18 protein-coding genes and 1 tRNA gene are annotated in these 24,064 nt (G+C 49.6%); 12 read left to right on the forward strand and 7 right to left on the reverse strand.

Annotation, left to right across the window (positions count from 1 at the left end; all coding sequences use genetic code 11):
* Positions 1–23 precede the first annotated feature (23 nt).
* Positions 24–935, reverse strand: a complete 912-nt coding sequence (arcC, locus tag ABFV38_RS02510) for a carbamate kinase (RefSeq protein WP_032661347.1) — start codon at positions 933–935, stop codon at positions 24–26.
* Between the two features lie 10 nt (positions 936–945).
* The gene (gene arcA / locus ABFV38_RS02515) at positions 946–2,166 is read right to left on the reverse strand and encodes an arginine deiminase (protein ID WP_008501384.1); all 1,221 of its coding nucleotides are present in this window, start codon (positions 2,164–2,166) and stop codon (positions 946–948) included.
* 675 nt (positions 2,167–2,841) lie between these two features.
* Between arcA and ABFV38_RS02520 the strand changes: the two genes are divergently transcribed.
* The 5 genes from ABFV38_RS02520 to ABFV38_RS02540 all read left to right on the forward strand — a co-directional run bounded on the left by ABFV38_RS02520 (position 2,842) and on the right by ABFV38_RS02540 (position 9,616).
* The gene (locus ABFV38_RS02520) at positions 2,842–3,294 is read left to right on the forward strand and encodes a YhcH/YjgK/YiaL family protein (RefSeq protein ID WP_048225711.1); all 453 of its coding nucleotides are present in this window, start codon (positions 2,842–2,844) and stop codon (positions 3,292–3,294) included.
* Between the two features lie 200 nt (positions 3,295–3,494).
* The gene (gene yagE / locus ABFV38_RS02525; RefSeq protein ID WP_348958379.1) at positions 3,495–4,403 is read left to right on the forward strand and encodes a 2-keto-3-deoxygluconate aldolase; all 909 of its coding nucleotides are present in this window, start codon (positions 3,495–3,497) and stop codon (positions 4,401–4,403) included.
* A gap of 14 nt (positions 4,404–4,417) precedes the next feature.
* The gene (yagF, locus tag ABFV38_RS02530; RefSeq protein ID WP_348958381.1) at positions 4,418–6,385 is read left to right on the forward strand and encodes a xylonate dehydratase YagF; all 1,968 of its coding nucleotides are present in this window, start codon (positions 4,418–4,420) and stop codon (positions 6,383–6,385) included.
* A gap of 226 nt (positions 6,386–6,611) precedes the next feature.
* On the forward strand, positions 6,612–7,994 hold the full coding sequence (locus tag ABFV38_RS02535; RefSeq protein WP_023293405.1) for an MFS transporter: 1,383 nt from the start codon (positions 6,612–6,614) through the stop codon (positions 7,992–7,994).
* An 11-nt stretch (positions 7,995–8,005) separates the two neighbouring features.
* On the forward strand, positions 8,006–9,616 hold the full coding sequence (locus tag ABFV38_RS02540; RefSeq protein WP_348958383.1) for a glycoside hydrolase family 43 protein: 1,611 nt from the start codon (positions 8,006–8,008) through the stop codon (positions 9,614–9,616).
* Positions 9,617–9,620: 4 nt separating this feature from the next.
* On the opposite strand, the gene xynR is transcribed toward ABFV38_RS02540, so the two are convergent.
* The 3 genes from xynR to ABFV38_RS02555 form a co-directional block, all read right to left on the reverse strand.
* Positions 9,621–10,379: a DNA-binding transcriptional repressor XynR gene (gene xynR, locus ABFV38_RS02545; RefSeq protein ID WP_348958385.1), complete on the reverse strand. Its 759-nt coding sequence runs from the start codon at positions 10,377–10,379 to the stop codon at positions 9,621–9,623.
* Between the two features lie 191 nt (positions 10,380–10,570).
* Positions 10,571–11,575 carry an ornithine carbamoyltransferase gene (argF, locus tag ABFV38_RS02550; RefSeq protein WP_010427327.1) on the reverse strand — a complete coding sequence of 335 codons (1,005 nt, stop codon included), beginning with the start codon at positions 11,573–11,575 and terminating at the stop codon, positions 10,571–10,573.
* Positions 11,545–11,619, reverse strand: a complete 75-nt coding sequence (locus ABFV38_RS02555) for a hypothetical protein (protein ID WP_231103407.1) — start codon at positions 11,617–11,619, stop codon at positions 11,545–11,547. Before ABFV38_RS02555 ends, argF begins: the two co-directional genes overlap by 31 nt.
* A 120-nt stretch (positions 11,620–11,739) precedes the next feature.
* Here ABFV38_RS02555 and rraB point away from each other — a divergent pair, with 120 nt between their 5' ends.
* The 7 genes from rraB (at position 11,740) to ABFV38_RS02590 (ending at position 19,462) form a co-directional block, all read left to right on the forward strand.
* Positions 11,740–12,165 (forward strand): ribonuclease E inhibitor RraB, encoded by a 426-nt coding sequence (rraB, locus tag ABFV38_RS02560; protein ID WP_023324077.1) that lies wholly within the window; start codon positions 11,740–11,742, stop codon positions 12,163–12,165.
* Between the two features lie 46 nt (positions 12,166–12,211).
* A complete protein-coding gene (miaE, locus tag ABFV38_RS02565) occupies positions 12,212–12,970 on the forward strand; it encodes a tRNA isopentenyl-2-thiomethyl-A-37 hydroxylase MiaE (RefSeq protein ID WP_325848679.1) in 759 nt (252 codons plus the stop codon).
* A 30-nt stretch (positions 12,971–13,000) separates the two neighbouring features.
* Complete coding sequence (locus ABFV38_RS02570; RefSeq protein ID WP_181367894.1) at positions 13,001–13,723, forward strand: topoisomerase II; 723 nt, start codon at positions 13,001–13,003, stop codon at positions 13,721–13,723.
* A gap of 106 nt (positions 13,724–13,829) precedes the next feature.
* Positions 13,830–13,914, forward strand: a tRNA-Leu gene (locus ABFV38_RS02575).
* A 453-nt stretch (positions 13,915–14,367) separates the two neighbouring features.
* Positions 14,368–15,306, forward strand: coding sequence for a DUF4007 family protein (locus ABFV38_RS02580; protein ID WP_333119050.1), 939 nt, complete (start codon positions 14,368–14,370; stop codon positions 15,304–15,306).
* Positions 15,296–18,619, forward strand: a complete 3,324-nt coding sequence (locus tag ABFV38_RS02585; protein WP_348958388.1) for an ATP-binding protein — start codon at positions 15,296–15,298, stop codon at positions 18,617–18,619. The genes ABFV38_RS02580 and ABFV38_RS02585 overlap by 11 nt, the downstream gene beginning before the upstream one ends.
* Positions 18,620–19,462, forward strand: coding sequence for a phosphoadenosine phosphosulfate reductase family protein (locus ABFV38_RS02590; protein ID WP_348958389.1), 843 nt, complete (start codon positions 18,620–18,622; stop codon positions 19,460–19,462). It begins immediately after the preceding gene.
* A gap of 67 nt (positions 19,463–19,529) precedes the next feature.
* Here the strand turns inward: ABFV38_RS02590 and ABFV38_RS02595 are convergent, their stop codons facing one another.
* Both ABFV38_RS02595 and ABFV38_RS02600 read right to left on the reverse strand, forming a co-directional pair.
* Complete coding sequence (locus ABFV38_RS02595) at positions 19,530–21,440, reverse strand: hypothetical protein (RefSeq protein WP_348958390.1); 1,911 nt, start codon at positions 21,438–21,440, stop codon at positions 19,530–19,532.
* Positions 21,441–21,446: 6 nt separating this feature from the next.
* Positions 21,447–23,819, reverse strand: coding sequence for a sensor histidine kinase (locus ABFV38_RS02600; protein ID WP_348958391.1), 2,373 nt, complete (start codon positions 23,817–23,819; stop codon positions 21,447–21,449).
* Between the last annotated feature and the right edge of the window lie 245 nt (positions 23,820–24,064).

Here is a 24,064-nt window from a genome sequence, read left to right on the forward strand (position 1 = left end):
TAAATCCTTTTTAAAATGAGTGTTCAGTTACGAATCAACGTGCCTTTCTCGCCCGCGAGGATCTCCGCGCCGTCGGCCAGCGCGCCGATCCCGGCAATGCCGTTGCAGGCTTCAACGAACTCGCGGCAGGCGGCCACTTTCGGCCCCATCGATCCGGCGTCGAACTGCATGCCCCTGAGCAGTTCCGGCGTCACCTGCGCCAGCGGACGCTGAGTCGGTTTGCCCCAATCGAGGTATACCGCGTCGGCATCGGTCAGGATCAGCAGGGCATCGGCCTCGATCTGCCTCGCCAGCAGGGCGGCGGAGAGGTCTTTGTCGATCACCGCCTCGATCCCGCGATAGCCGTTGGCGTGTTCCACCACCGGTACGCCGCCGCCGCCGTTGCAGATCACCAGGTGGTCGCGCTGGATCAGCGCCGTGATGGCGTCGCTCTCGACGATGCGCTTCGGCTGCGGTGACGGCACCACGCGGCGGACGTAGCTGCCGTCGGCCTTAAACACCCAGCCTTTCTCCGCCGCCAGCGTTTTTGCCTGGGCTTCGCTGTAGACCGGGCCGATGTACTTGGTCGGGTTGCTGAAGGCTGGGTCGGCGGCGTCCACTTCCACCTGGGTGAGCAGAACGCTCACCTCGCGCTGCGGCAGGCTGTTTTTCAGCGCCTGCTGGAGCATGTAGCCGATCATTCCCTGGCTTTCGGCGCCGAGAACGTCCAGCGGGTAGGGTGTGACTTTGTCGTAGGCGCTGTTCTGCAGCGCCAGCAGCCCGACCTGCGGCCCGTTGCCGTGTACCAGCACCACGCGCCACTGAGCCGTCAGCCCGGCGATGGTGCGGGCGGCCTGCTCGATGTTCTGGCGCTGGATCTCCGCTTCCAGCGGCTCGCCGCGCTTGAGCAGCGCGTTGCCGCCCAGGGCCACAACCAGAGTGGGTTTTCGTTCCATGATGGCTCCTTTAAATTCCGTCGCGTTCCAGCGGGCAGCTCATGCAGCGCGCGCCGCCGCGGCCGCGTCCGAGTTCGTCGCCCGGGATGGGCAGCACGGTGATACCCGCTTTGTCGTACTTCTCGTTGGTCCAGACGTTGCGCTCGTAGCCGATCACCACGCCGGGGCGGATGGTCAGCACGTTATTGGCGTCGTTCCACTGCTCGCGTTCGGCCTCAAAGGCGTCGCCGCCGGTGGTGATCAGACGTACCTGGTTAATGCCGAGCGCTTTCTCGATGGCGTGCAGCAGGTCGGTTTCCTGCGTGCGCAGCAGGCCGCCGCGTCCGTCCGGTGTGAGCGTCCAGCACTGGGCGTCTTTGCGCACCACTTCCGGGTAGACGGAGAAGGTATCCACGTCGATGTGGGTCATGACGGTGTCGAGGTGCATGCAGGAGCGGTGTTTTGGCAGCTCAACGGCAATCACGCGCTCGGCCTGACGGTGTTTGAACAGACTGTTGGCGAGGAACTCCACGCCCTGCGGCGTTGTGCGTTCGGACATGCCGATCAATACCGCGCCGCGGCCAATCACTAATACGTCACCGCCTTCTAAAGTGGCGTGGTCGTAATTAATATTCTCGTCGCCGAAATACTTAATAAAATCGCCGTCGGCGAACGCCGGGTGCCAGCGATATATTGCCCGCAGGTTATTGGTTTCACGCTGACGCGCCGGTTTGGCCATTGGGTTAATAGAGACGCCGTTATAGATCCAGCAGGAGGTATCGCGGGTAAATAAATGGTTTGGCAGCGGCTTCATAATAAAATCATTCGCCGTGTGGGTATCCACCACCATATTTTTAATGGCCGCCGGAATTTCACCGTAGGTTAATCCGCCGCTCAGCCTGCGCGCCAGTTCGCGGTGCGGCATATCCGCCAGCCAGCCGCGGACGTCGCCAGCAAAGGTAGGGCCGAGGCGATAGTCAGAGATTTGCGTCTCCAGCAGCCAGGCTTTCGCCTCTGCAATATCAAGGGTTTGTGTCAGAAGGTCGGTCAACAGCAGGACTTCCACACCCTGCTCGCGCAGCGTGTTTGCGAAGATGTCATGCTCCTCACCCGCCCGCTCAACCGAGAGCACGTCATCGAAAAGCAGCTCCTGGCAATTCGATGGCGTTAAGCGTTTCAGACTTAAATTTGGGCGGTGCAGCATAACGCTACGCAATTGACCAATTTCAGAACCGACGTAATGCTTTTCCATAATTATTCCTTTAACTGTTTTTCAGAATAAAAAGGGCATGCGCCATGTCATGTATTTAATTTCATGGCGGCTAAGCTCAATTGATTTCGTGATTCATACTAGGCAGTTAAATAATCCGTATTGTGATATTGCTCACGCGAAAATGGATATTATGCGGTTTGTTTTCATTAGCATGATTCGCATCAGATAATGATTAATTGTCTATTCTGGCGAGGTGAATAGCTAAGCATTATCCGTTGTCATTATTTGCAGTTGTTAGTGTTTTGTAGAATTTCATGCTTTGAAATATTTTGTTAAGCCATTGATTTTAGTTGTGTTTAAAGGTGGCGGGGAATGGCTATGCAATATTGCTAATTAACTATTTTTGGCTTAAGGAAAATCAATAAATATTTATTGAATTTAATAGCAAATTATCAAAGTGATAAAATGTGAAGCTGTAGCGAGTTTTGTTGTTAAGGCATGACGATCAGTAAGTTAGCGCAAGGCCGTGATAACGAAGAACTGAAGATATGCATAATGGCTGCATAAATGCCTGCGAGGGCTTAACAGCAAATTAACACCATTCCCGATAAACATGCGTTCGCGCAAAACCCGTCTAAAAAGCGCTGGTATGGCAGCCAGGATTCTCGTATAAAAGATAAAAATGAAACGTTGTTTTATATCGAGGGTTTTCTGATGATTATCGGCAACATCCACCATCTGCACTCCTGGCTACCTGACGAACTGCGACAGGCCATTGAGCACGTTAAAGCCCACGTCACCGACGCCACGCCGCTCGGCAAGCACGACATCAACGGCAACAGCCTGTTTTATCTGGTCTCTGAAGATACAACCCAGCCGTTCGCCGAGCGTCGCGCCGAGTACCACGCGCGCTATCTGGATATTCAGATTGTGATGAAGGGACAGGAAGGGATGACCTTCAGCACCCTGCCGCCCGGCACGCCGGACACTGACTGGCTGGCGGACAAAGACATCGCCTTCCTGCCGGAAGGCGGGCAGGAGAAAACCGTGGTGCTGAGCGAAGGGGATTTTGTGGTGTTCTGGCCGGGTGAGGTGCACAAGCCGCTGTGCGCGGTGGGTGCGCCTGCTAAGGTCAGGAAAGTTGTGGTGAAGATGCTTGTAGAGTAACCCTTACCCCTCACCCTAACCCTCTCCCCACAGGGGAGAGGGCCGGGGTGAGGGGGGGACAATATGTGATCCAGCTTAAATTTCCCGCACTCCCTCTGCATCTCTCATTTACCTGCGCTTTTCCTGCGTCATAGTATGATCGTTAATTTAACGAACGCTGTTCTATAATATAGAACAAAATGATTCAACAAGGAGATCTTATGCCGCAGTCCGCGTTGTTCACGGGAATCATTCCCCCTGTCTCCACCATCTTTACCGCCGATGGCCAGCTCGATAAGCAGGGCACCGCCGCGCTGATCGACGATCTGATCGCGGCAGGCGTTGACGGCCTGTTCTTCCTGGGCAGCGGCGGCGAGTTTTCCCAGCTTAGCGCCGAAGAGCGTAAAACCATTGCCCAATTTGCTATCGATCATGTCGATCGTCGCGTACCGGTCTTGATCGGCACCGGCGGCACCAACGCCCGGGAAACCATTGCGCTCAGCCAACACGCGCAGCAGGCGGGGGCAGACGGCATCGTGGTGATCAACCCTTACTACTGGAAAGTGTCGGAAGCGAACCTGATCCGCTATTTCGAGCAGGTGGCTGACAGCGTCACGCTACCGGTGATGCTTTATAACTTCCCGGCGCTGACCGGGCAGGATCTGACCCCGGCGCTGGTGAAAACCCTGGCCGATTCGCGCAGCAACATTATCGGCATCAAAGACACCATCGACTCCGTCGCCCACCTGCGCAGCATGATCCATACCGTCAAAGCCGCTCACCCGCACTTCACCGTGCTCTGCGGCTACGACGATCATCTGTTCAATACCCTGCTGCTCGGCGGCGACGGGGCGATTTCGGCGAGCGTCAACTTTGCTCCGCAGGTGTCGGTGAATCTTCTGAAAGCCTGGCGAGATAAAGACGTGGCGAAAGCGGCTGAGTATCATCAGACCCTGCTGCAAATCCCGCAGATGTATCAGCTGGATACGCCGTTTGTGAACGTGATTAAAGAGGCGATTGTGCTCTGCGGCCGCCCGATCTCCACGCACGTGCTGCCGCCCGCGTCACCCCTGGACGCGCCGCGCAAGGCGCAGCTGAAAACCCTGCTGCAACAGCTCAAGCTCTGCTGAGCCGGACGATAACCATGACCATCGAGAAGATTTTCACCCCGCAGGACGATGCGTTTTATGCGGTGATCACCCACGCGGCGGGGCCGCAGGGCGCGCTGCCGCTGACCCCGCAGATGCTGATGGAATCCCCCAGCGGCAACCTGTTCGGCATGACGCAGAACGCCGGGATGGGCTGGGATGCTAACAAGCTGACCGGCAAAGAGGTGCTGATTATCGGCACCCAGGGCGGCATTCGCGCCGGGGACGGACGCCCGGTCGCGCTGGGCTACCACACTGGGCACTGGGAGATCGGCATGCAGATGCAGGCGGCGGCGAAGGAGATCACCCGCAACGGCGGGATCCCGTTTGCGGCCTTCGTCAGCGATCCCTGCGACGGCCGTTCTCAGGGCACGCACGGCATGTTCGACTCCCTGCCGTACCGCAACGACGCGGCAATCGTGTTTCGCCGCCTGATCCGTTCTCTCCCGACGCGCCGGGCGGTGATTGGCGTCGCCACCTGTGATAAAGGGCTGCCCGCCACCATGATTGCCCTGGCCTCGATGCACGACCTGCCGACCATTCTGGTGCCGGGCGGGGCGACGCTGCCGCCAACCGTGGGGGAAGACGCGGGTAAGGTGCAGACTATCGGCGCGCGCTTTGCCAACCACGAACTCTCCCTGCAGGAGGCCGCTGAGCTGGGCTGTCGCGCCTGCGCCTCGCCGGGCGGCGGATGTCAGTTCCTCGGCACGGCGGGCACCTCGCAGGTGGTCGCGGAGGCGCTGGGTCTGGCGCTGCCGCACTCCGCGCTGGCCCCGTCCGGACAGGCGGTGTGGCTGGAGATCGCCCGCCAGTCGGCGCGGGCGGTCAGCGAGCTGGATAACCGGGGCATCACCACGCACGATATCCTCACCGACAAAGCCATCGAAAACGCCATGGTGATCCACGCGGCATTCGGCGGCTCCACCAATTTACTGCTGCACATTCCGGCCATCGCCCACGCGGCGGGGTGCACAATCCCGGACGTAGAGCACTGGACGCGCGTCAACCGTAAGGTGCCGCGCCTGGTCAGCGTGCTGCCCAACGGCCCGGACTATCACCCAACCGTGCGCGCCTTCCTCGCGGGCGGCGTGCCGGAGGTGATGCTTCACCTGCGCGATCTTGGCCTGCTGCATCTGGACGCCATGACCGTGACCGGCCAGACAGTCGGCGAAAACCTCGACTGGTGGCAGGCGTCCGAGCGCCGTGCGCGCTTCCGCCAGTGCCTGCGCGAGCAGGATGGCGTGGATCCGGATGACGTGATCCTGCCGCCGGAGAAGGCGAAAGCGAAAGGGCTGACCTCGACGGTTTGCTTCCCGACGGGCAACATCGCGCCGGAAGGATCGGTGATCAAGGCCACGGCGATCGACCCGTCGGTCGTCGGTGAAGATGGCGTTTACCGCCACACCGGCCGGACGCGGGTGTTTGTCTCGGAAGCGCAGGCGATCAAGGCCATCAAGCGGGAAGAAATTGCGCAGGGCGATATCATGGTGGTGATCGGCGGCGGGCCGTCCGGCACCGGCATGGAAGAGACCTACCAGCTCACCTCCGCGCTGAAGCATATCTCGTGGGGCAAGACGGTGTCGTTAATCACCGATGCGCGCTTCTCGGGCGTGTCGACAGGCGCCTGCTTCGGCCACGTGTCGCCGGAGGCGCTGGCGGGCGGGCCGATTGGCAAGCTGCGCGATAACGACATTATCGAGATAGCCGTCGACCGACTGACATTAACAGGCAGCGTGAATTTTATCGGCACCGCGGACATCCCACTGACGCCGGAGGAGGGCGCACGCGAGCTGGCTCGGCGGCAGACGCACCCGGACCTGCACGCCCACGACTTTTTGCCGGACGACACCCGCCTGTGGGCAGCATTACAGTCGGTCAGCGGCGGCACCTGGAAAGGCTGTATTTATGACACCGATAAAATTATCGAGGTAATTAACGCCGGTAAAAAAGCACTCGGACTTTAATTATTTTTCACGCGATTGTCGTCTACGGAATATATTCCGTGGACGGCTTTTGCTTGTCTTTATTTTATCAATTTAAACAATAAGTTGTGATATATCGTTGGCGTCACAAAAGCAAAATTACGTAATTCAGAAATAAGATATGACCATTGCTGGTTAATTGAACAGCTCATTACACTCCATTAACACGATGTTGTAATTCAGCACACTACATAAGGGTGTAATTCTGATGACGCAATTAACCATGAAAGACAAAATTGGCTACGGGCTGGGTGACACCGCCTGCGGCTTCGTCTGGCAGGCTACCATGTTCCTGCTGGCCTACTTCTACACCGACGTCTTTGGCCTGTCGGCGGGCATTATGGGAACGCTGTTTTTAATCTCCCGCGTGCTCGACGCCGTGACCGACCCGCTGATGGGGCTGCTGGTAGACCGCACCCGCACGCGGCACGGCCAGTTCCGCCCGTTCCTGCTGTGGGGCGCCATCCCGTTTGGCATTGTCTGCGTGCTGACCTTCTACACGCCGGACTTCTCCGCGCAGGGCAAAATCATCTACGCCTGCGTGACCTACATTCTTCTGACCCTGGTCTACACCTTCGTTAACGTGCCCTACTGCGCCATGCCCGGCGTCATCACCGCCGACCCGAAAGAGCGTCACGCCCTGCAGTCCTGGCGCTTCTTCCTGGCGGCGGCGGGATCGCTCGCCATCAGCGGCATTGCCCTGCCGCTGGTGAGCATCATCGGCAAGGGGGACGAGCAGGTGGGCTATTTCGGCGCCATGTGCGTGCTGGGCCTGACCGGCGTGGTGCTGCTCTACGTCTGCTTCTTCACCACCAAAGAGCGCTACACCTTTGAGGTGCAGCCGGGCTCGTCGGTGGCGAAAGATCTCAAGCTGCTGCTCGGCAACGGCCAGTGGCGGATCATGTGCGCGTTCAAGATGATGGCGACCTGTTCCAACGTGGTGCGCGGCGGGGCGACGCTCTACTTCGTCAAATACGTGATGGATCACCCGGAGATGGCGACCCAGTTCTTACTCTACGGCAGCCTCGCCACCATGTTTGGCTCGCTCTGCTCCTCCCGACTGCTGGGGCGCTTCGACCGCGTCACCGCCTTCAAGTGGATCATCGTCGCCTACTCGCTGATCAGCCTGCTGATTTTCGTCACTCCGGCGGAACATATCGCGCTGATTTTCGCCCTCAACATCCTGTTCCTGTTCGTCTTTAACACCACCACGCCGCTGCAGTGGCTGATGGCCTCTGACGTGGTGGATTACGAAGAGAGCCGCAGCGGGCGCCGCCTCGACGGCCTGGTGTTCTCCACCTACCTGTTCAGCCTGAAGATTGGCCTGGCGATTGGCGGGGCGGTGGTGGGCTGGATCCTGGCGTACGTGAACTACTCCGCCAGCAGCAGCGTGCAGCCGGTCGAGGTGCTGACCACCATCAAAATTCTGTTCTGCGTGGTGCCGGTCGTGCTCTACGCGGGCATGTTCATCATGCTGTCGTTCTACAAGCTCACCGACGCCCGCGTGGAGGCCATCAGCCAGCAGCTGATCAAGCACCGCGCAGCGCAGGGTGAAGCCGTTCCCGACGCCGCGACAGCCGCATCCCATTAACCGGAGGCAATATGGAAATCACTAACCCGATACTCACCGGCTTCAACCCGGACCCGTCCCTGTGCCGCCAGGGCGAGGACTACTACATCGCCACCTCGACCTTCGAGTGGTTCCCGGGCGTGCGCATCTACCACTCCCGCGATCTGAAAAACTGGTCGCTGGTCAGCACCCCGCTGGACCGCGTGTCGATGCTGGACATGAAGGGCAACCCGGACTCCGGCGGCATCTGGGCGCCGTGCCTGAGCTACGCCGACGGTAAATTCTGGCTGCTCTACACCGACGTGAAGATTGTTGACTCGCCGTGGAAAAACGGCCGCAACTTCCTCGTCACCGCGCCGTCCATCGAGGGGCCGTGGAGCGAGCCGATCCCGATGGGCAACGGCGGGTTTGACCCGTCTCTGTTCCACGACGACGATGGCCGCAAATACTACCTCTACCGACCGTGGGGGCCGCGCCATCACAGCAACCCGTACAACACCATCGTGATGCAGGAGTTTGACCCGCAGACCGGGACGCTCTCGCCCGAACGCAAAACGCTGTTTACCGGCACGCCGCTCTGCTACACCGAAGGGGCGCATCTTTATCGCCACGCGGGATGGTACTACCTGATGGTGGCCGAAGGCGGCACCAGCTACGAGCACGCCGTCGTGGTGCTGCGTTCCAAAAATATCGACGGGCCGTACGAGCTGCACCCGGACGTGACGATGATGACCAGCTGGCACCTGCCGGAGAACCCGCTGCAGAAGAGCGGCCACGGCTCGCTGCTGCAGACCCACACGGGGGAGTGGTACATGGCCTACCTCACCAGCCGCCCGCTGCGCCTGCCCGGCGTGCCGCTGCTGGCCTCCGGCGGGCGCGGCTACTGCCCGCTGGGGCGCGAGACCGGTATCGCCCGCATTGAATGGCGCGACGGCTGGCCGTACGTGGAAGGCGGCAAGCACGCGCAGCTGACCGTGAAAGGCCCGCAGGTGGCGGAGCAGCCTGCAGCCGTTCAGGGCATCTGGCGGGAGGATTTCGACGCCAGTTCGCTCGACCCGGAGCTGCAGACCCTGCGCATCCCGTTCGACGACACCCTCGGCTCGCTCACCTCGCGCCCGGGCTACTTACGGCTCTACGGCAACGACTCGCTCAACTCGACCTTTATCCAGTCGACCGTGGCGCGCCGCTGGCAGCACTTCGCCTTCCGGGCGGAGACGCGGATGCAGTTCTCGCCGGTCCACTTCCAGCAGAGCGCGGGGCTGACCTGCTACTACAACAGCAAAAACTGGAGCTACTGCTTTGTGGACTACGAGGAGGGGCAGGGCAGAACGATTAAGGTGATCCAGCTCGACCACAACGTGCCGTCGTGGCCGCTGCACGAGCAGCCCATTCCGGTGCCGGAACATGCGGAGAGCGTCTGGCTGCGCGTGGACGTGGATACGCTGGTCTACCGCTACAGTTACTCGTTCGACGGCGAGACGTGGCACACCGTGCCGGTAACGTATGAGGCGTGGAAACTGTCGGATGACTACATCGGCGGGCGCGGCTTCTTCACCGGCGCGTTTGTGGGGCTGCACTGCGAGGACATCAGCGGCGACGGCTGCCACGCGGACTTCGACTACTTCACCTACGAGCCGGTTTAACGGCTCAGGCCGGGTAGCCCAGCGCGCGTGACAGCGCGAGCCCGGCCTGCTGAAGCTGCTCGCGGAAATCAGCCAGCTCTGCGTCGTCCACGCGCGAGGTCAACGTCGACAGGCTCAGGGCGGCAATCACGCGGGACTCGTGGTTCCACACCGGCACCGCCACGCAGCGCACGCCCTGCTCGTTCTCTTCGCTGTCCAGGGCGTAGCCCTGCTCGCGGGTCTGCGCCAGGGCGCTCATTAAGGCTTCACGAGAGGCGAGGGTGGAAGGGGTATAGGTGGTGTACTGATAGCCCTCAAGCAGGGCGTTCAGCTCGGCCTCGCCCAGCCAGGCAATCAACACCTTGCCGATGGCGGTGGCGTGAACCGGCAGGCGGCGGCCGATGCGTGAATAGGCGATGGCGGCCAGCTTGCCTTCAATCTTCTCGATATAGACCCCTTCACGCCCGTCCAGGATACCCAGATGGGTGGTCTGCCCGGTCCGCTGAGACAGCTCCGTCAGCCAGCCTTTCGCCTTCTGACGAATATCGATGGAGCCCACGACAAAATGGCCGCGCTCGACCAGCTTCATGCCGAGGCGATATTTGCCGTTCTCCGGGTTCTGATCGATATAGCCATGAAGCTGCAGGGTTTTAAGCAGCGAGTGGAGGGTACTCTTGCTCAGCCCCATCAGTTTGCTGATGTCGGTGATCTTAAGCTCGGTGGCCTGCTCGTTGAACAGGTCGAGGATCTGCAACGCACGTTCAACAGACTGAATAATCGGCATAATGCTGGTATGTCCACGCTGGAATTGAGGCGAAAACGTACCTTTTTCGGGGTGAAAAATCAATGAAATGGAGCTGGCCTGATCCGCCCGGCGGCGCTACGCTTGCACGGGCCTACGGGTTTTGTAGGCCGGGTAAGCGCAGCGCCACCCGGCAAGAAGAGCGCACCGAATCAATAAAGTGGGAGAAAGGATCACTCCCCAAGCGTCGCCACCATCACCGCCTTAATCGTATGCATCCGGTTTTCAGCCTGGTCGAACACGATGCTCGCCGCCGATTCAAACACCTCGTCCGTCACTTCCATCCCGCCGTGCAGGTCGAACTCCTTCGCCATCTGCTTGCCGAGTGTGGTCTGGTCGTCATGGAACGCCGGCAGACAGTGCAGGAACTTCACGTCCGGGTTGCCGGTCAGTGCCATCATCTGCGCGTTCACCTGATACCCGCGCAGCAGCGCGATACGCTCCGCCCACTTCTCTTTGGCTTCGCCCATCGACACCCACACGTCGGTATAGATAAAGTCTGCGCCCTTCACGCCCGCCGCCACGTCTTCCGTCAGGGTGATTTTCCCGCCGTGCTTCTCCGCCAGCGCGCTGCACTCCGCCACCAGGCTCTCTTCCGGCCAGCAGGCTTTCGGGGCCACCAGGCGCAGATCCAGCCCGGTCAGCGCCGCCGCTTCCAGCATCGAGTTGCCCATGTTGTTGCGCGCGTCGCCCGCGTAGACCAGCGTCATCTCGTTAAACGCCTTGCCCGGCAGGTGCTCCTGCATGGTCAGCAGGTCCGCCAGCAGCTGGGTCGGGTGGAACTCGTTGGTCAGCCCGTTCCACACTGGCACGCCCGCATACTGCGCCAGCGTTTCGACGACTTCCTGGCCGTGCCCGCGATACTGAATGCCGTCGTACATCCGCCCGAGAACGCGCGCGGTGTCTTTAATTGACTCTTTATGCCCAATCTGGCTGCCGCTCGGCCCTAAATAGGTAACGCGCGCGCCCTGGTCAAATGCGGCAACTTCGAAAGAGCAACGGGTACGGGTCGAGTCTTTTTCGAAGATGAGCGCGATGTTTTTGCCAGTAAGCTTCTGTACTTCCTTGCCATTTTTTTTATCGGCTTTGAGCTGTGCGGCAAGGGTCAGCAGAGAAGTGAACTGTGCAGGGGTAAAGTCGAGCAATTTCAGAAAGTGTTTCTTGTACAGATCAGACATTTTATCCTCACATGGCGAACGCCACTTATTGAATTAAAATTCACTTTATATGTCTAATTATTCATTTGCAACCCCGTTTCACAAATCTTTCCAACAAAGGTGGAGGCAAACCCGTCCGTGTGTGAAAATAGAAGTATCTGCCGCACTTTAAAGAGGATTGAGCCATGGCAAACCCGGAATTACTGGAAGAGCAACGCGAAGAGACGCGTCTGATTATTGAAGAGCTGCTGGAAGACGGTAGCGATCCGGACGCGCTGTACACCATCGAGCACCATTTCTCTGCGGATGATTTCGACGCGCTGGAAAAAATGGCCGTGGAAGCCTTCAAGCTGGGTTACGAAGTGACCGAGCCGGAAGAGCTGGAAGTGGAAGAGGGCGACACCGTCATCTGCTGCGACATCCTGAGCGAAGGCGCGCTGAAGGCGGAGCTGATCGACGCGCAGGTCGAACAGCTGATGAACCTGGCCGAGAAGTTTGACGTGGAATACGACGGCTGGGGAACCTACTTCGAAGATCCGAACGGTGAAGACGGCGAAGAAGGTGACGACGAAGATTACATCGACGAAGACGACGACGGCGTGCGTCACTAAGTGATTCAGGCGGTGGCGCGCGCCACCGCTTTTTCAAGGCAGAACCATGGATTACCCGCAGATACTCGCCCCCGTACTCAACTTCCTCCAGTGCCCGACCCCGCAAGCATGGATTGATAAAGCCCGCGACCCGGCGAACCTGCCGCTGCTGCTCACCGACCACATGGTGTGCGAGCTCAAGGCCGCCCAGACCGCGCTGCTGCTGGTGCGTAAATACGTCGCCGATGAAAGCGGTGCCGACGCGCTGCTCGACTGGCTCAAACCCTACGAACAGTTCACCTTCCGCGACGGCCCGGAGCCGGACTTCATCGCCCTGCACAGGCAGATTGGCAAAAGCGTAATGCCCAAAACCGACGACCCGTGGGGCCAGGCGCTGATCGACAGCATGGTGCTGCTGATCAAAGAGGAGCTGCACCACTTCTGGCAGGTGCGCGAGGCGATGGTGGCCCGCGATATTCCGTACGTCAAAATCACCGCCAGCCGGTACGCCAAAGGGATGCTAAAAGAAGTGCGCACCCACGAACCGCTGACGCTGATCGACAAGCTCATCTGCGGCGCCTACATCGAAGCCCGCTCCTGCGAACGCTTCGCCGCGCTGGCACCGTTCCTCGACGACGACCTGCAGAAGTTCTATCTCTCGCTGCTGCGCTCGGAAGCGCGCCACTATCAGGACTACCTGACGCTTGCCCGGCAGGTGAGCGACGACGATATCTCACCGCGTATAAAGCTTTTTGGCGAAATTGAAGCCACACTTATCTCGACACCGGACAACGAGTTTCGCTTCCACAGCGGCGTGCCGGTGTAAACCGGCATAGCGAAAGGATAAGGATGCGAGATGAATAAAACGTGGACCCGTATTGTGATTGTCGTCGTCGCGGCCGCCGCCGTGGCGTTCTGGGTATTCTTCGATAAGCAGCGTGCCCCCGAACACCAGATTGATACCACCCTCAACGCGATGCCCGCCTGGCAGGTGATTAAGGAGCAGGAGCCCGCGCTGCATCAGCGCATCCTCGACCAGATGGCCGCCCTGCAAAAAGCGGGCGAGCCGGAGCAGCACATCATCGACACCATCCAGCCGCAGATCCTGCATTTGCAGATGTCGCGCCTGCAAAACGCCCCGGACGCCAACGTGGTGAACTACATGACCATCAATATGGAGCAGACCGCCGCCATCCAGAAGGTGAGCGACGACGCCTGCTTCCGCTTCCTCTACCCGATGGTAAAGGGCGGCGTGAACCCGATGCGCATGCTGGATAAAGACCTGATGACGCGGCGCATGCAGGCCGACGCCGACATGATGCGCGCGGCCTACGGCAAAAATCGCCACACCGTGACCCCCGCCGAACGCGAGGCGGCCGTCGAAGACGTGCGACCGATTATGAAGCAACTAGCCGATAAGTACGGCGAGGACATCCAGCTGCTGCAGATGCCGGAGAAGGCGGCGGGCAAAGAGAAGCTCTCCTGCGATATGGTGCAGGAGATGTGGGCGAAGGTGCTTGCGCTGCCGGAGCAGAAGGCGGCGAGGGTGATTCGGCTGGCGGTGTCTGAGCTGGAGTGACAAAGGGCGCTGGTTTTTTGGGCACTTAGCGCGGGTTTAGCGCGTCGTCGCTTGCATGGCGGCGCGCGACAGGTATAATCCACAACGTTTACGCATCCCCTTCAGTGCCGAAGTGGCGAAATCGGTAGACGCAGTTGATTCAAAATCAACCGTAGAAATACGTGCCGGTTCGAGTCCGGCCTTCGGCACCAAGTGATGCAATAATTAGCTGCCTAAGGGTGGCTTTTTTTGTATCTGAAATCCGCGCCATACAAGGCTTTACTCATTTTTTCACTCGACTAAAGTCAACCTGATTCAATCTACATCAACTTACTGAGGTGTGTACATCTGAGAGTATATCCCGGTTCGATAAAGTTTGTACCCACAAAGAACCCTAGAAAGGATACTCATCATGCTCTGAGGTGTCTGTTAAACCCGTGGCGATTCAATTGTAGAGGAGAATCAGCAGAAACGACATTAAAGATGGGGAGGAATTGCAATAAACTCAGTGTATTAGTGTGTCCGTTGTAAACGAAAGCGAGATGAGTATCAAGCCTGAAACAGATAAGCTAACGAGGTATAGGTAGACGAAGTTGGTTGAGTTATGGTGCCTAGTTGATCTAACTGGTAGTATTCACCAGTCCACAGATTGTTAGGCAATGATAATGCAAAGTACTTCAGAGAGTAATCGTAGAGTTCCTGCTCATTTCTCCGGACATGAGACCTTTCCCCTACGTCAAATGTGGTTAAAAAAGGTTGTAGATCAATCAACTAAAGATGGTCTATTGCCTAAATCGGTCTTTACTAATAAAGATGCCATAGCAACTTTTGGTGTAGGTAAAAATATGGTGAGCTCAATCCGTCATTGGGCTCTGGCTTGTGGGATCATTGAAGATGCAACAACAAAAGAATTTGTTATAACAAAGCTAGCATCATCGATCCTCAGCGATAACGGATTTGACCCTTATGCTGAACATTCATCAACAGCATGGTTAATCCATTGGCATCTTGCCGGTAAATGTTTACGTTCAACCACTTGGTATTGGCTCTTCAATCATGTGACGATGCCTGCTTTTACGCGTAAGGATTTAGAGGGTGTATTAGCTAATTATGCTCAAGAGATTGTTCCTGAACACCGTCTTTCTCCTGCAACATTAGAGCGTGATTTGGAAGTATGTCTCCGTAGCTATGCCCCACGCTCTTCGGGTGGTTCCCCTGAAGATTATGCTGAGCCCTTACTCGGTGAAATAGGTCTTTTACAGGAAATACACAAAGGGCAGTATGCTTTTCGCCGTGGGCCAAAAGCATCGTTACACAAAGGGATATTCGCTTTTGCATTAATGGACTTTTGGCAACAGAAGGCCGATGGTTTGAGTGCCTTAGCCTTTGAAAATATTATTTATACCGAGGGTTCTCCAGGGAGAGTATTTAAACTCGATGAAGAATCGGTTGCGCAATATTTGATCGAATTGTCTGAGTTTACAGAGGGCGTGTTGGCTTGGACTGACTCGGCAGGGTTAAGGCAAATACACAAAAAAGTGTTGACAGAAACAGAGCAAGAGAATTTTAAAGAAAAGATGATTAGGTGGGCATATGACGAATAATATATCACAAAAACTACTATCTGATGTGGTAAGCATATCCCCGCAATATCAAAGATCGATTCGGATCGATTCGGATATGGGGCTATCTGATGCCTTAAATGGCTACTTTTGCCATAATACTGCATCATCTGTTATCGAAAATATATGTAATCATATATTGAGTACAAATCAGCGTGGTTTTACCTTAACGGGACCATTTGGCGGAGGGAAATCTTCTCTTGCCGTTGTCCTGGGGAGCGCTGTGCATTCAAATGAAATAGTAAGAAATAAGGCTCGCAGCGTATTAAATACCGAGTCAATTAATGGTTTTGAACAGGCGTTTCCGGTAAAAAATGGTTGGAGTATTCTTCCTCTGGTTGGGAGGCGTGGGAGTGTTGTTTTAGATCTTTATGCAGCACTAAATAAATCTTTAGGAAGGAAAAGCAGTAAAAAAATTTCTCCTTCTGAACTAATAGATGAATTACTTCATCTTGCGTTACAACAAGTCGATGATGGTGTTATCATCTTAATTGATGAAATGGGTAAGTATCTCGAAGCGGCAGCGCTAAATATCGGTGATGATGTATTCTTTTTCCAAGAGTTGGCAGAAGCAGCTGCTCGTTCCGAGGGACGGTTAGTCATTATTGGAATACTACATCAGTCATTTTCTCAGTATGCTATGAGATTGGGAGTAAATACGAGAGATGATTGGTCTAAAGTACAAGGCCGATATATTGATCTGCCATTTATTGCAGCTAGTGATGAAATTGTTGAATTACTTAGTAAGGCAATACAAACTGAGGTATATCCAACATGGATATCTGATGCGGCAAATATCATAACAGATGTTGTTAGACATAAAAGAACAAATATTAGAGAGCAATTCTCTGCTTCATTAGAAAAATGTTGGCCATTGCATCCGGTTATGGCAATGTTGCTGGGACCAATTTCGAAAAGGCAGTTTGGGCAGAATGAACGAAGCATTTTTGGCTTTATCTCTTCAGTAGAACCATCTGGTTTTTCGCATTATCTGAAAACTACTAATTTTGATAATTATTCAAACTATGGGCCGAGTAATTATTGGGACTACATGCGAGCAAATCTTGAACCAAGCATTTTAGCATCCTCGGATGGACACCGCTGGGTACAAGCCATTGATGCAGTTGAAAGAACAGAATCCAAAACTTCCAATGTGTTTTTGGTAAATCTGATTAAATCAATTGCCATAATCGACCTGTTTAGAAATGGTTCTGGTTTAGTAGCAAATGCTAAATCTCTTGGTACATTATTCCCAGAAAAAAAGAACGATGAATTAACTGAAGCATTAGATGAGTTAGCTTCGTATAAGGTTATTTTATTCAAAAGTTATTTGGACACATGGTCTGTATTTGAAGGTAGTGACTTTGATATTGACAGTGCCATTTCTCAAGAAATGGCAAAGTTTCCTGGTATTAACTATCAAAAATTATCAAAGCTTATGGGATTACACCCTGTTGTTGCTAAGAGACACTATCATAAAACAGGTACTATGAGATGGATGGATGTTATTCTTTGCGATTTTGAACAAGTTGAAAAATACGCTAATAACTATTATCCGTTAAGAGGTGAATTTGGTTGTTTTATCCTTGCGATACCAAATCGTGGTGTTGGGGAAAATAAGGCAAGAGAAAAAGCAAAAGAGTTTTCTCGCTTCTCTCCTTTCCCTATCATTATTGGAATACCAGAAAACTCTAACAGCATTAATTCGTTAGCTGAAAAGCTTGTAGTTCTTGAAAACATTAAAAATTATACTTCATTAGAAGGTGACCGTATTGCTCGTCGAGAAGTTCATGCTTTATTGTCTGCAACAAGTGCAGATCTTGAACATCAACTTCAGTCTGCGTTGTTGCAAACCTATTGGTATGATGGATTAGATGATAAACCACTTGAAGTTAAAAAAATTGCGATACTAGCTTCTGATTTTGCAGATAGGCTGTATTACTCTTCACCTCGTATTTATAGTGAACTGGTTAATAGAGATAATCTGTCTAGCAGCAGTGTTAAGGCTCGACGTTTATTACTACATGCAATGATTCAGCATGAGAAAGAAGAATTCGTTGGATTCTCTGGATACCCTGCTGAGAGAGGGCTTTATGATACTCTCATAAACCAAACTGGCTTACACCGTAAAAATAAAGATGGAGAATTATCGTTTCTTTCTCCGGAAAAAGGCTCGGCTAGTAATTTGAATGATTTGTGGGATGCAACACAAGCATTATTCACCGATGTTGATAGTAAAATTTCGATAGATAAAATCTATGAGTTTTGGTCATTACCCCCTTTCGGCATTAAACAAGGACTATTACCAGTCATTTTAATTGCATTTGTATTAGCTCATAAATCTACGATTGCAATATATAAAGATAGTATGTTTATGCCATATCTTGAAGATGTTGATGTTGATGAGTGTTTACAAGCACCAGCTCGGTTCTCATTGCGATGGGTTGCTCTCGATAAGAACAAGAACGAGATTTTAGAAGGTATATCAAACCTATTGAGCGAAGTATGTGAAAATAGGACTAGCATCGACCCTCTTGATGCAGCAAGAGGCTTGGTTGGCATGGTTTATAACTTACCTGATTGGACTAGAAAAACTCAGAAAATTAGCTCTGTTGCAAAATCTGTTCGCGATATGCTTTTGAAAGCTAATGATCCACACAAGGTACTTTTTGTTGATTTGGTCACCTTACTCAAGGTTTCGGATGGAAAAAGTTATATAGAAGTTTTAAGACCAATAATTAAAGAATTATTGTATGCCTATGAAAAACAATTATCAAAAGTAAAAGAGAAGCTTTTCCTTGCATTAGATGTTAACCCTAATGATATCCAGTCTCTGAAGATTAGGGCTAGTGCTGTATCTGGTATTTTAGGGGATATAAGACTAGATGCCTTTGCTGGACGTTTAGCCAATTTTGAGAATGATATAGTATCTATCGAAGGTTTGGTAAGTTTTGCTGTTGAGACTCCACCAAAAGGGTGGGTTGATCGTCATATTGATGCTGCAATATTAGAGCTAAGTAAATTAGCTCGACGTTTTCGAGAGGCAGAAGCATTTGCATCTGTCCAAGGGAGAGAATCACATAGTGAAGCAATTGCATTGGTTTTGGGAACCGGCTCAGAAACTGTAACTGTTTCTCGTTCCTTCGCAATTTCGGAACACCATCAGGACACTATACAATCAAAATTTAAAGAGATTGTTTCAATATTACAAAACCAGAATCTAAACACTGAGGTAGCTTTGGCTATTATTGCCAAGGTAGGAATGGAGCTTGTTGTCAGTGAAAAGGGGGAGTAGATGGCTGAACGACATGTGTTAGGATTGTCAGGAGGTAAGGATAGCGCTGCGCTGGCTGTGTATATGCGTGATGCCTATCCCCATCTCGATATAGATTATTTTTTCACTGACACAGGTGAAGAGCTACCTGAGGTGTATGAATTCCTCGGGCGACTTGAGGGGTACTTAGGCAAGCCAATTATTCGTCTAAATCCGCGTCGAGATTTTAGATTCTGGCTAAAGCAATACAACCATTTTCTACCTAGTCCCCAAACTCGGTGGTGTACTAGGCAACTAAAACTATTGCCATTTGAAGAATGGATCAGGCCTTGGCTAGCTGCAGGGGATGATGTTACATCATATGTTGCGATACGAGCGGATGAAGATTACCGAGAAGGCTATACCTCTAAATCTTCTAACCTCCATGTAAAATTACCTTTCCGTGAGGTGGGTATAGATAAACCAGGGGTTATTGATATTTTGGAATCATCAGGACTCGGTTATCCAAAATATTATGAATGGCGTTCGCGAAGTGGATGTACTTTTTGCTTTTTCCAGCAAAAAATAGAATGGGTGAGGTTGAAGGAAAGACATCCAGAAGCATTTGAAGCAGCTAAGGATCTTGAAAAAGACTCTCTTGAGCATGGTTCACCTTTTACATGGTCTAAAGGTGAATCCTTAGCACAATTGGAGCAACCAGATAGAATGCAACAAATAAAAAAGGAATATGAAGTTCGTAGAGAGAGAATCAGGAGAAGTATTCCTGTCAACGTGCTAAGACCTATGAGTAAGGCTCCAGAGGATATTGATGATATCTATGGAGAGGATGAAGGTGGTAGTGCATGTTTAATTTGCCATAAATAATTTAAAATCATAATGATTGCCCTTGAACCATCATATCAATACTATTTGATAGTTCAAGGGCAGGATATCACACGGTTTCGATCATAAGTATATTAAGAATCTCTTGTTTTTCATTGTATAACTTTTTGGCTTTTTGAAGATTTGCAGCTAGAATTTTTGCAAATTTATTATTTATAACTAGGGTTATGTTATCATAGTCTTTTTCAAAAGAGCCTTCCTCATATTGTAGACCATAAATAAGGTCCAAACAAAGATCTCTCAATTTATCTTGTGGTTTTGCTATATTTCCCACCAACTCCGAGACTATCCTATTTTCAATCATCACAATATGATGTTCTTTTTTATGTGATTTCGCGCTTAGATCTTTATATCGTTTAACAGGAAAAGCTAAAGCATCTTTATCAAAAAGGGTTGTTGGATCTATTTTCCTATCGACATTAATACATTTTAAATTAAAGCAGTTATCTTGTGGATTGAAATAACAGTGGTATAAATTTAAATCTTCAAATCTTGGAACTCTAACTTCGGCTCCCCGACTTATTGCAGATGCGAATTTATTACTTATTATTTGAGCAATGTCGGACTTGAGTTGTCCAGCGATGGAATATTCTTTTATAGATTCGAAAAGTTCGTAAACGGTAAATGTCTTAGGATTTCGTAAGTTCCATTTTATTCCTTGGATATTTTTTCCTATTGTAACAAATGGAGTGATGTGTTTTTTATTTCCAAGTTGTTCTTCTTTATAAGAGTTAAATTGAACGCCAGGAATAAATAATAGACTCTCTTCTTTTGAACGTTCCTCTTTTAAATGGATATAATCGCAGGGTGGTGTTATATTTACAAAGTATTCATTATCTTTAAGTAATATTGTGCCAAATTTAATTACCCTTAAGAAGGAAGAAAATGAGATAATGGAATCAACATTATCATACCATTCAGAACGGTGCGAGTTAATATCAGCAAGCATTATTTTCAAATCTTCATATGGATCTTTTACTTCTAAAGATGAGTTAAGAATGAATGCTTTATTATCCACCTTAGCCATCTTTGATGACAATAAATCCATTTCATCCTTAGAGGCTCTGGAACTTTCAAAAACTGAAACTATATGCTTTGCCATGATCTCAGAAAAATAATCTGAAAAAGATAAATGATCGGCTTCAGCAGAAAGCCTCAATCTGTTTATATGTCTACTGTCCCATTCCCAGATTTTTTCTTTTAGATTTTTTGCTGCATCATCAACGCAAACACTCCATGAGTTTTGAAAGTTATCCTGCTCTCTCATAAACTCTTTTTCAATATCAAGCTGGATAAAAACATGTTTCCACTGAATCTCTGAACTTAAATCATTTACTATAGGCTTGTTTATTACTTTAAAACGTGAACTGCTAACTTTAAGTGATTTATGTAGAGTCCTAAAATTATCTAATATCTTATCTTTGTGATAGGACATTAGGATAAATTGACTATTTTTTCTGATCTTATCATTGTTGAATAATTCCTTAATTAATCCAGTGGATTCAGTTGAGTCATCAAGCATCAAATCTACAATGAATAAATCTGGATGATTGTTGTTAGAGTATTCTAGCGCATCGACATCATTATTGAAAAATTTAATGCAGTCATTATTTGATCCTAAATCTATTAACCATTTTTTAATAGAATCTAATTTTGGTTTTTGCTCATTGATCCTACAGTTGACAACTTCAATAAGATTTTTTTTATAATATTCAGGTGCTTTATCAGCAATGTCTCCCATTGAAAAGGCTATAAGTCTTTGTTCTAAATTCTCCGATGGCAAGCCTTTTTCCGTAAGTATTTTTAACCATGCCTTGGTATTTCGATCCGATTTATCCATTAATTTTCTGCTAACCTGATCGCTAACGCCATATTGAAGCAATCTCTCCGGTTTGTATATTGGAGAATAATCATCATCAATGATTATAATATTGGTGAAATTAATTTTTGATTTGTTCATAATGTTTTAGTCTTTATCTTTTGGTAATTCAAGAATGAAGTGTCTAAGTCTGCTATCTTCTTGGCTTTGCACATCAGATAAATATAAGTTCCCGCCGTGATACATTGTGACTTCTCTGGCTATAAATAATCCAAAGCCACGTCCATCCTTTTCGCTGTTTTTAGTGCTAAAGCCTGCTTCAAAAATGCGTTCACGATCGTTTGGGTCGATTCCAGGTCCTGTGTCGGAGAAGTGAATTACACGTGTATCTGACTCTACATCAATATAAATAGCTCGTTCTGTTGATTTTGACAAAGATGAGAATATCTTATCTTTCAAAAGCCAATAATATGAATTAGATATTAGATTTTCTAGTGCAATAGATAAAAATCCTCTAACCATTTTTATCTTAAAATCGTTTATTTCTGGTGAGTTATCTAAAGTAACATATACACGGATATCATTATCAGCAAATTTTTGGGCATAACCGCCTAGAATGACATTTATATCTTCAAATATGTTAAATTCAGTTGCTCTATTGCGAACTGCTTTTCCGATAGGATGAAACTGTCTTAGTCTAATATCAATTGTTTTTATCTCTGACTCAAGTTTCATCAATAGAGATGATATTTTTTCATTACTTGTTTCATTGGATAAATTAATCAGCAACTCTCTCGTTTGATTTGTTGAACGCATTAATTCATGAAGTACGCTATGTACCATAGTGCCCGCACCAGCTAGTTCTAGAATGTCCTCCCTTTGATCTTTTAATGATTTTGTTATTGATTCGAACTCACGTACTGTTGTGGAAACAAAGTGAAGATTTTCTTGTATATGTTTTAAGTGATCTTTTTGTTCTTTTGTAGCATTTTTATTAAGTGATGTAATAGTTTCTTTTACTTTATTGAGTTTGTCTATAGCATTTCCTACATCATTATCAATAATGTTCTGAGCTCTGTCACTGGCCTTAATATATTTATCTTTATTAATTGATTCCTTAAATGTTTGTATTGCTATCTCTTGAATAATCCTCTTAACTAAAGACACTTGCGTATTGTCGATTAAACCTTCTCTATTCGACTTATCTTGTAATTTATTATTGTATCTTTTTGTGATTTGAAGAGAACCAATTAATTGTATCCTATTTACAGTGTAACCTTGCCCCTTAAGTGCTAAACTATCTATCTCAAACCAATCCTTGTCTGATTGGGAACCAGAGTAGCCAATACGATATCCATCTCGATATATTGCAATACCACCACTCCAAAGATCTAGTTCTGTATGCAAATCTTTGCTCTTAGAACTTAGCGACTGGTTTAATATATCATTTTTTAATGCCTTCCGATTGTACCAACGGAGTTTAAAGGAAAATGGTCCAATTTCAGATAACTCTTTTTCAGTACAGTTGAATTTATGTGCTAAGGTCTTTAAATTCGTACTATATGGTGAAATACTATCTTTATTTTTAGGATCCAAAATGTTTAATATTATTTGTTTATCTTCATTAGGATTAAATATCAGTTCGACGACTTTTTGTGCTAAGTTCCATAACTCTGGGGACATAGCATCGATAGGTAACCTGTCATCATAATCTAATGAGTTAAAATAAACATTAATTGGAAACTCATCCTCATTTTCTGAAAAAGGATCCCGTAAACGGCGTAAGAAATTATTTATGATCTCTGTAACTATAAAGCTTTTTGTCCAATTATGAGTTAGATCATAAATGATTATTTCCGTTCCATGTTCATAGTTCTCACATGGGACATTTGTTTGTTCTAACTTAATTTCAATATCGGATAGAAGTACTTCTGGATCTTCAAATTTTCTCCAATTAAAATAGACTTTATTGCAGTTATCCTTGGAACGCCAGCTTGTTACCTCAGAATTTTTTCCTAATCGCATCATTGCGAGACGACCAATACCTTTATTACCGAGATAAACTTCATCAGAGTTATCATTTACTTCTTTAAAATTAGTTCCAACTTTTAAAAATACTTCGCTTAAAATTTCTTCAGACATGCCGATGCCTGAGTCTAAAAATCTAATATAGTTTATCTTCCTTAACTCAGAGATAACTTTTTCTTTGTCTTTTAGTTTAGATATTCTTTTAACTTTATTATGGAATTCTAAGCATACATCATCGCTCAGTTCTATTCTTTTTCTTTCTATTAATGATTCGGCTAGTGAATTATAATCAACTATTTGATTAGTCGAAACTAAATCAATAAAATTAGTTATGTCTTCTTGGGATATTGGCGATATGAAAAAAATATCAATCTCCTCAGATTTTGCGTCGATTGAGTTTTTTATCAATTCATTTACTGCAATAGCATCTGAAGTTATTAACTCTGAACCTAAATGAAGTAATGTTCTTGCTGCTACTTGGAAAATTGCCATGTCCACTCTCTATGTAATCATTTGATTGAGGTGATTAAAAATCACGGATTGTCATCGAATCTTTATTGCTGTGATAAAAAACAAATGCCACGCTACCGCCCCGAGGTTTATGGCTATCCCCAGACCTTTGGGAGGAATTATGAACAACACTTAGTCAATGTTCAATGATGTTTATCCATACAGATCACTAGCTTAGTGAATCATATGGTTGTAAATCAACCTACTTTAATTGAAACTAAAGAAAA

It is taken from the genome of Enterobacter cloacae complex sp. Mu1197 (genome assembly GCF_040059225.1).
Classification (GTDB): Bacteria; Pseudomonadota; Gammaproteobacteria; order Enterobacterales; family Enterobacteriaceae; genus Enterobacter; species Enterobacter quasiroggenkampii.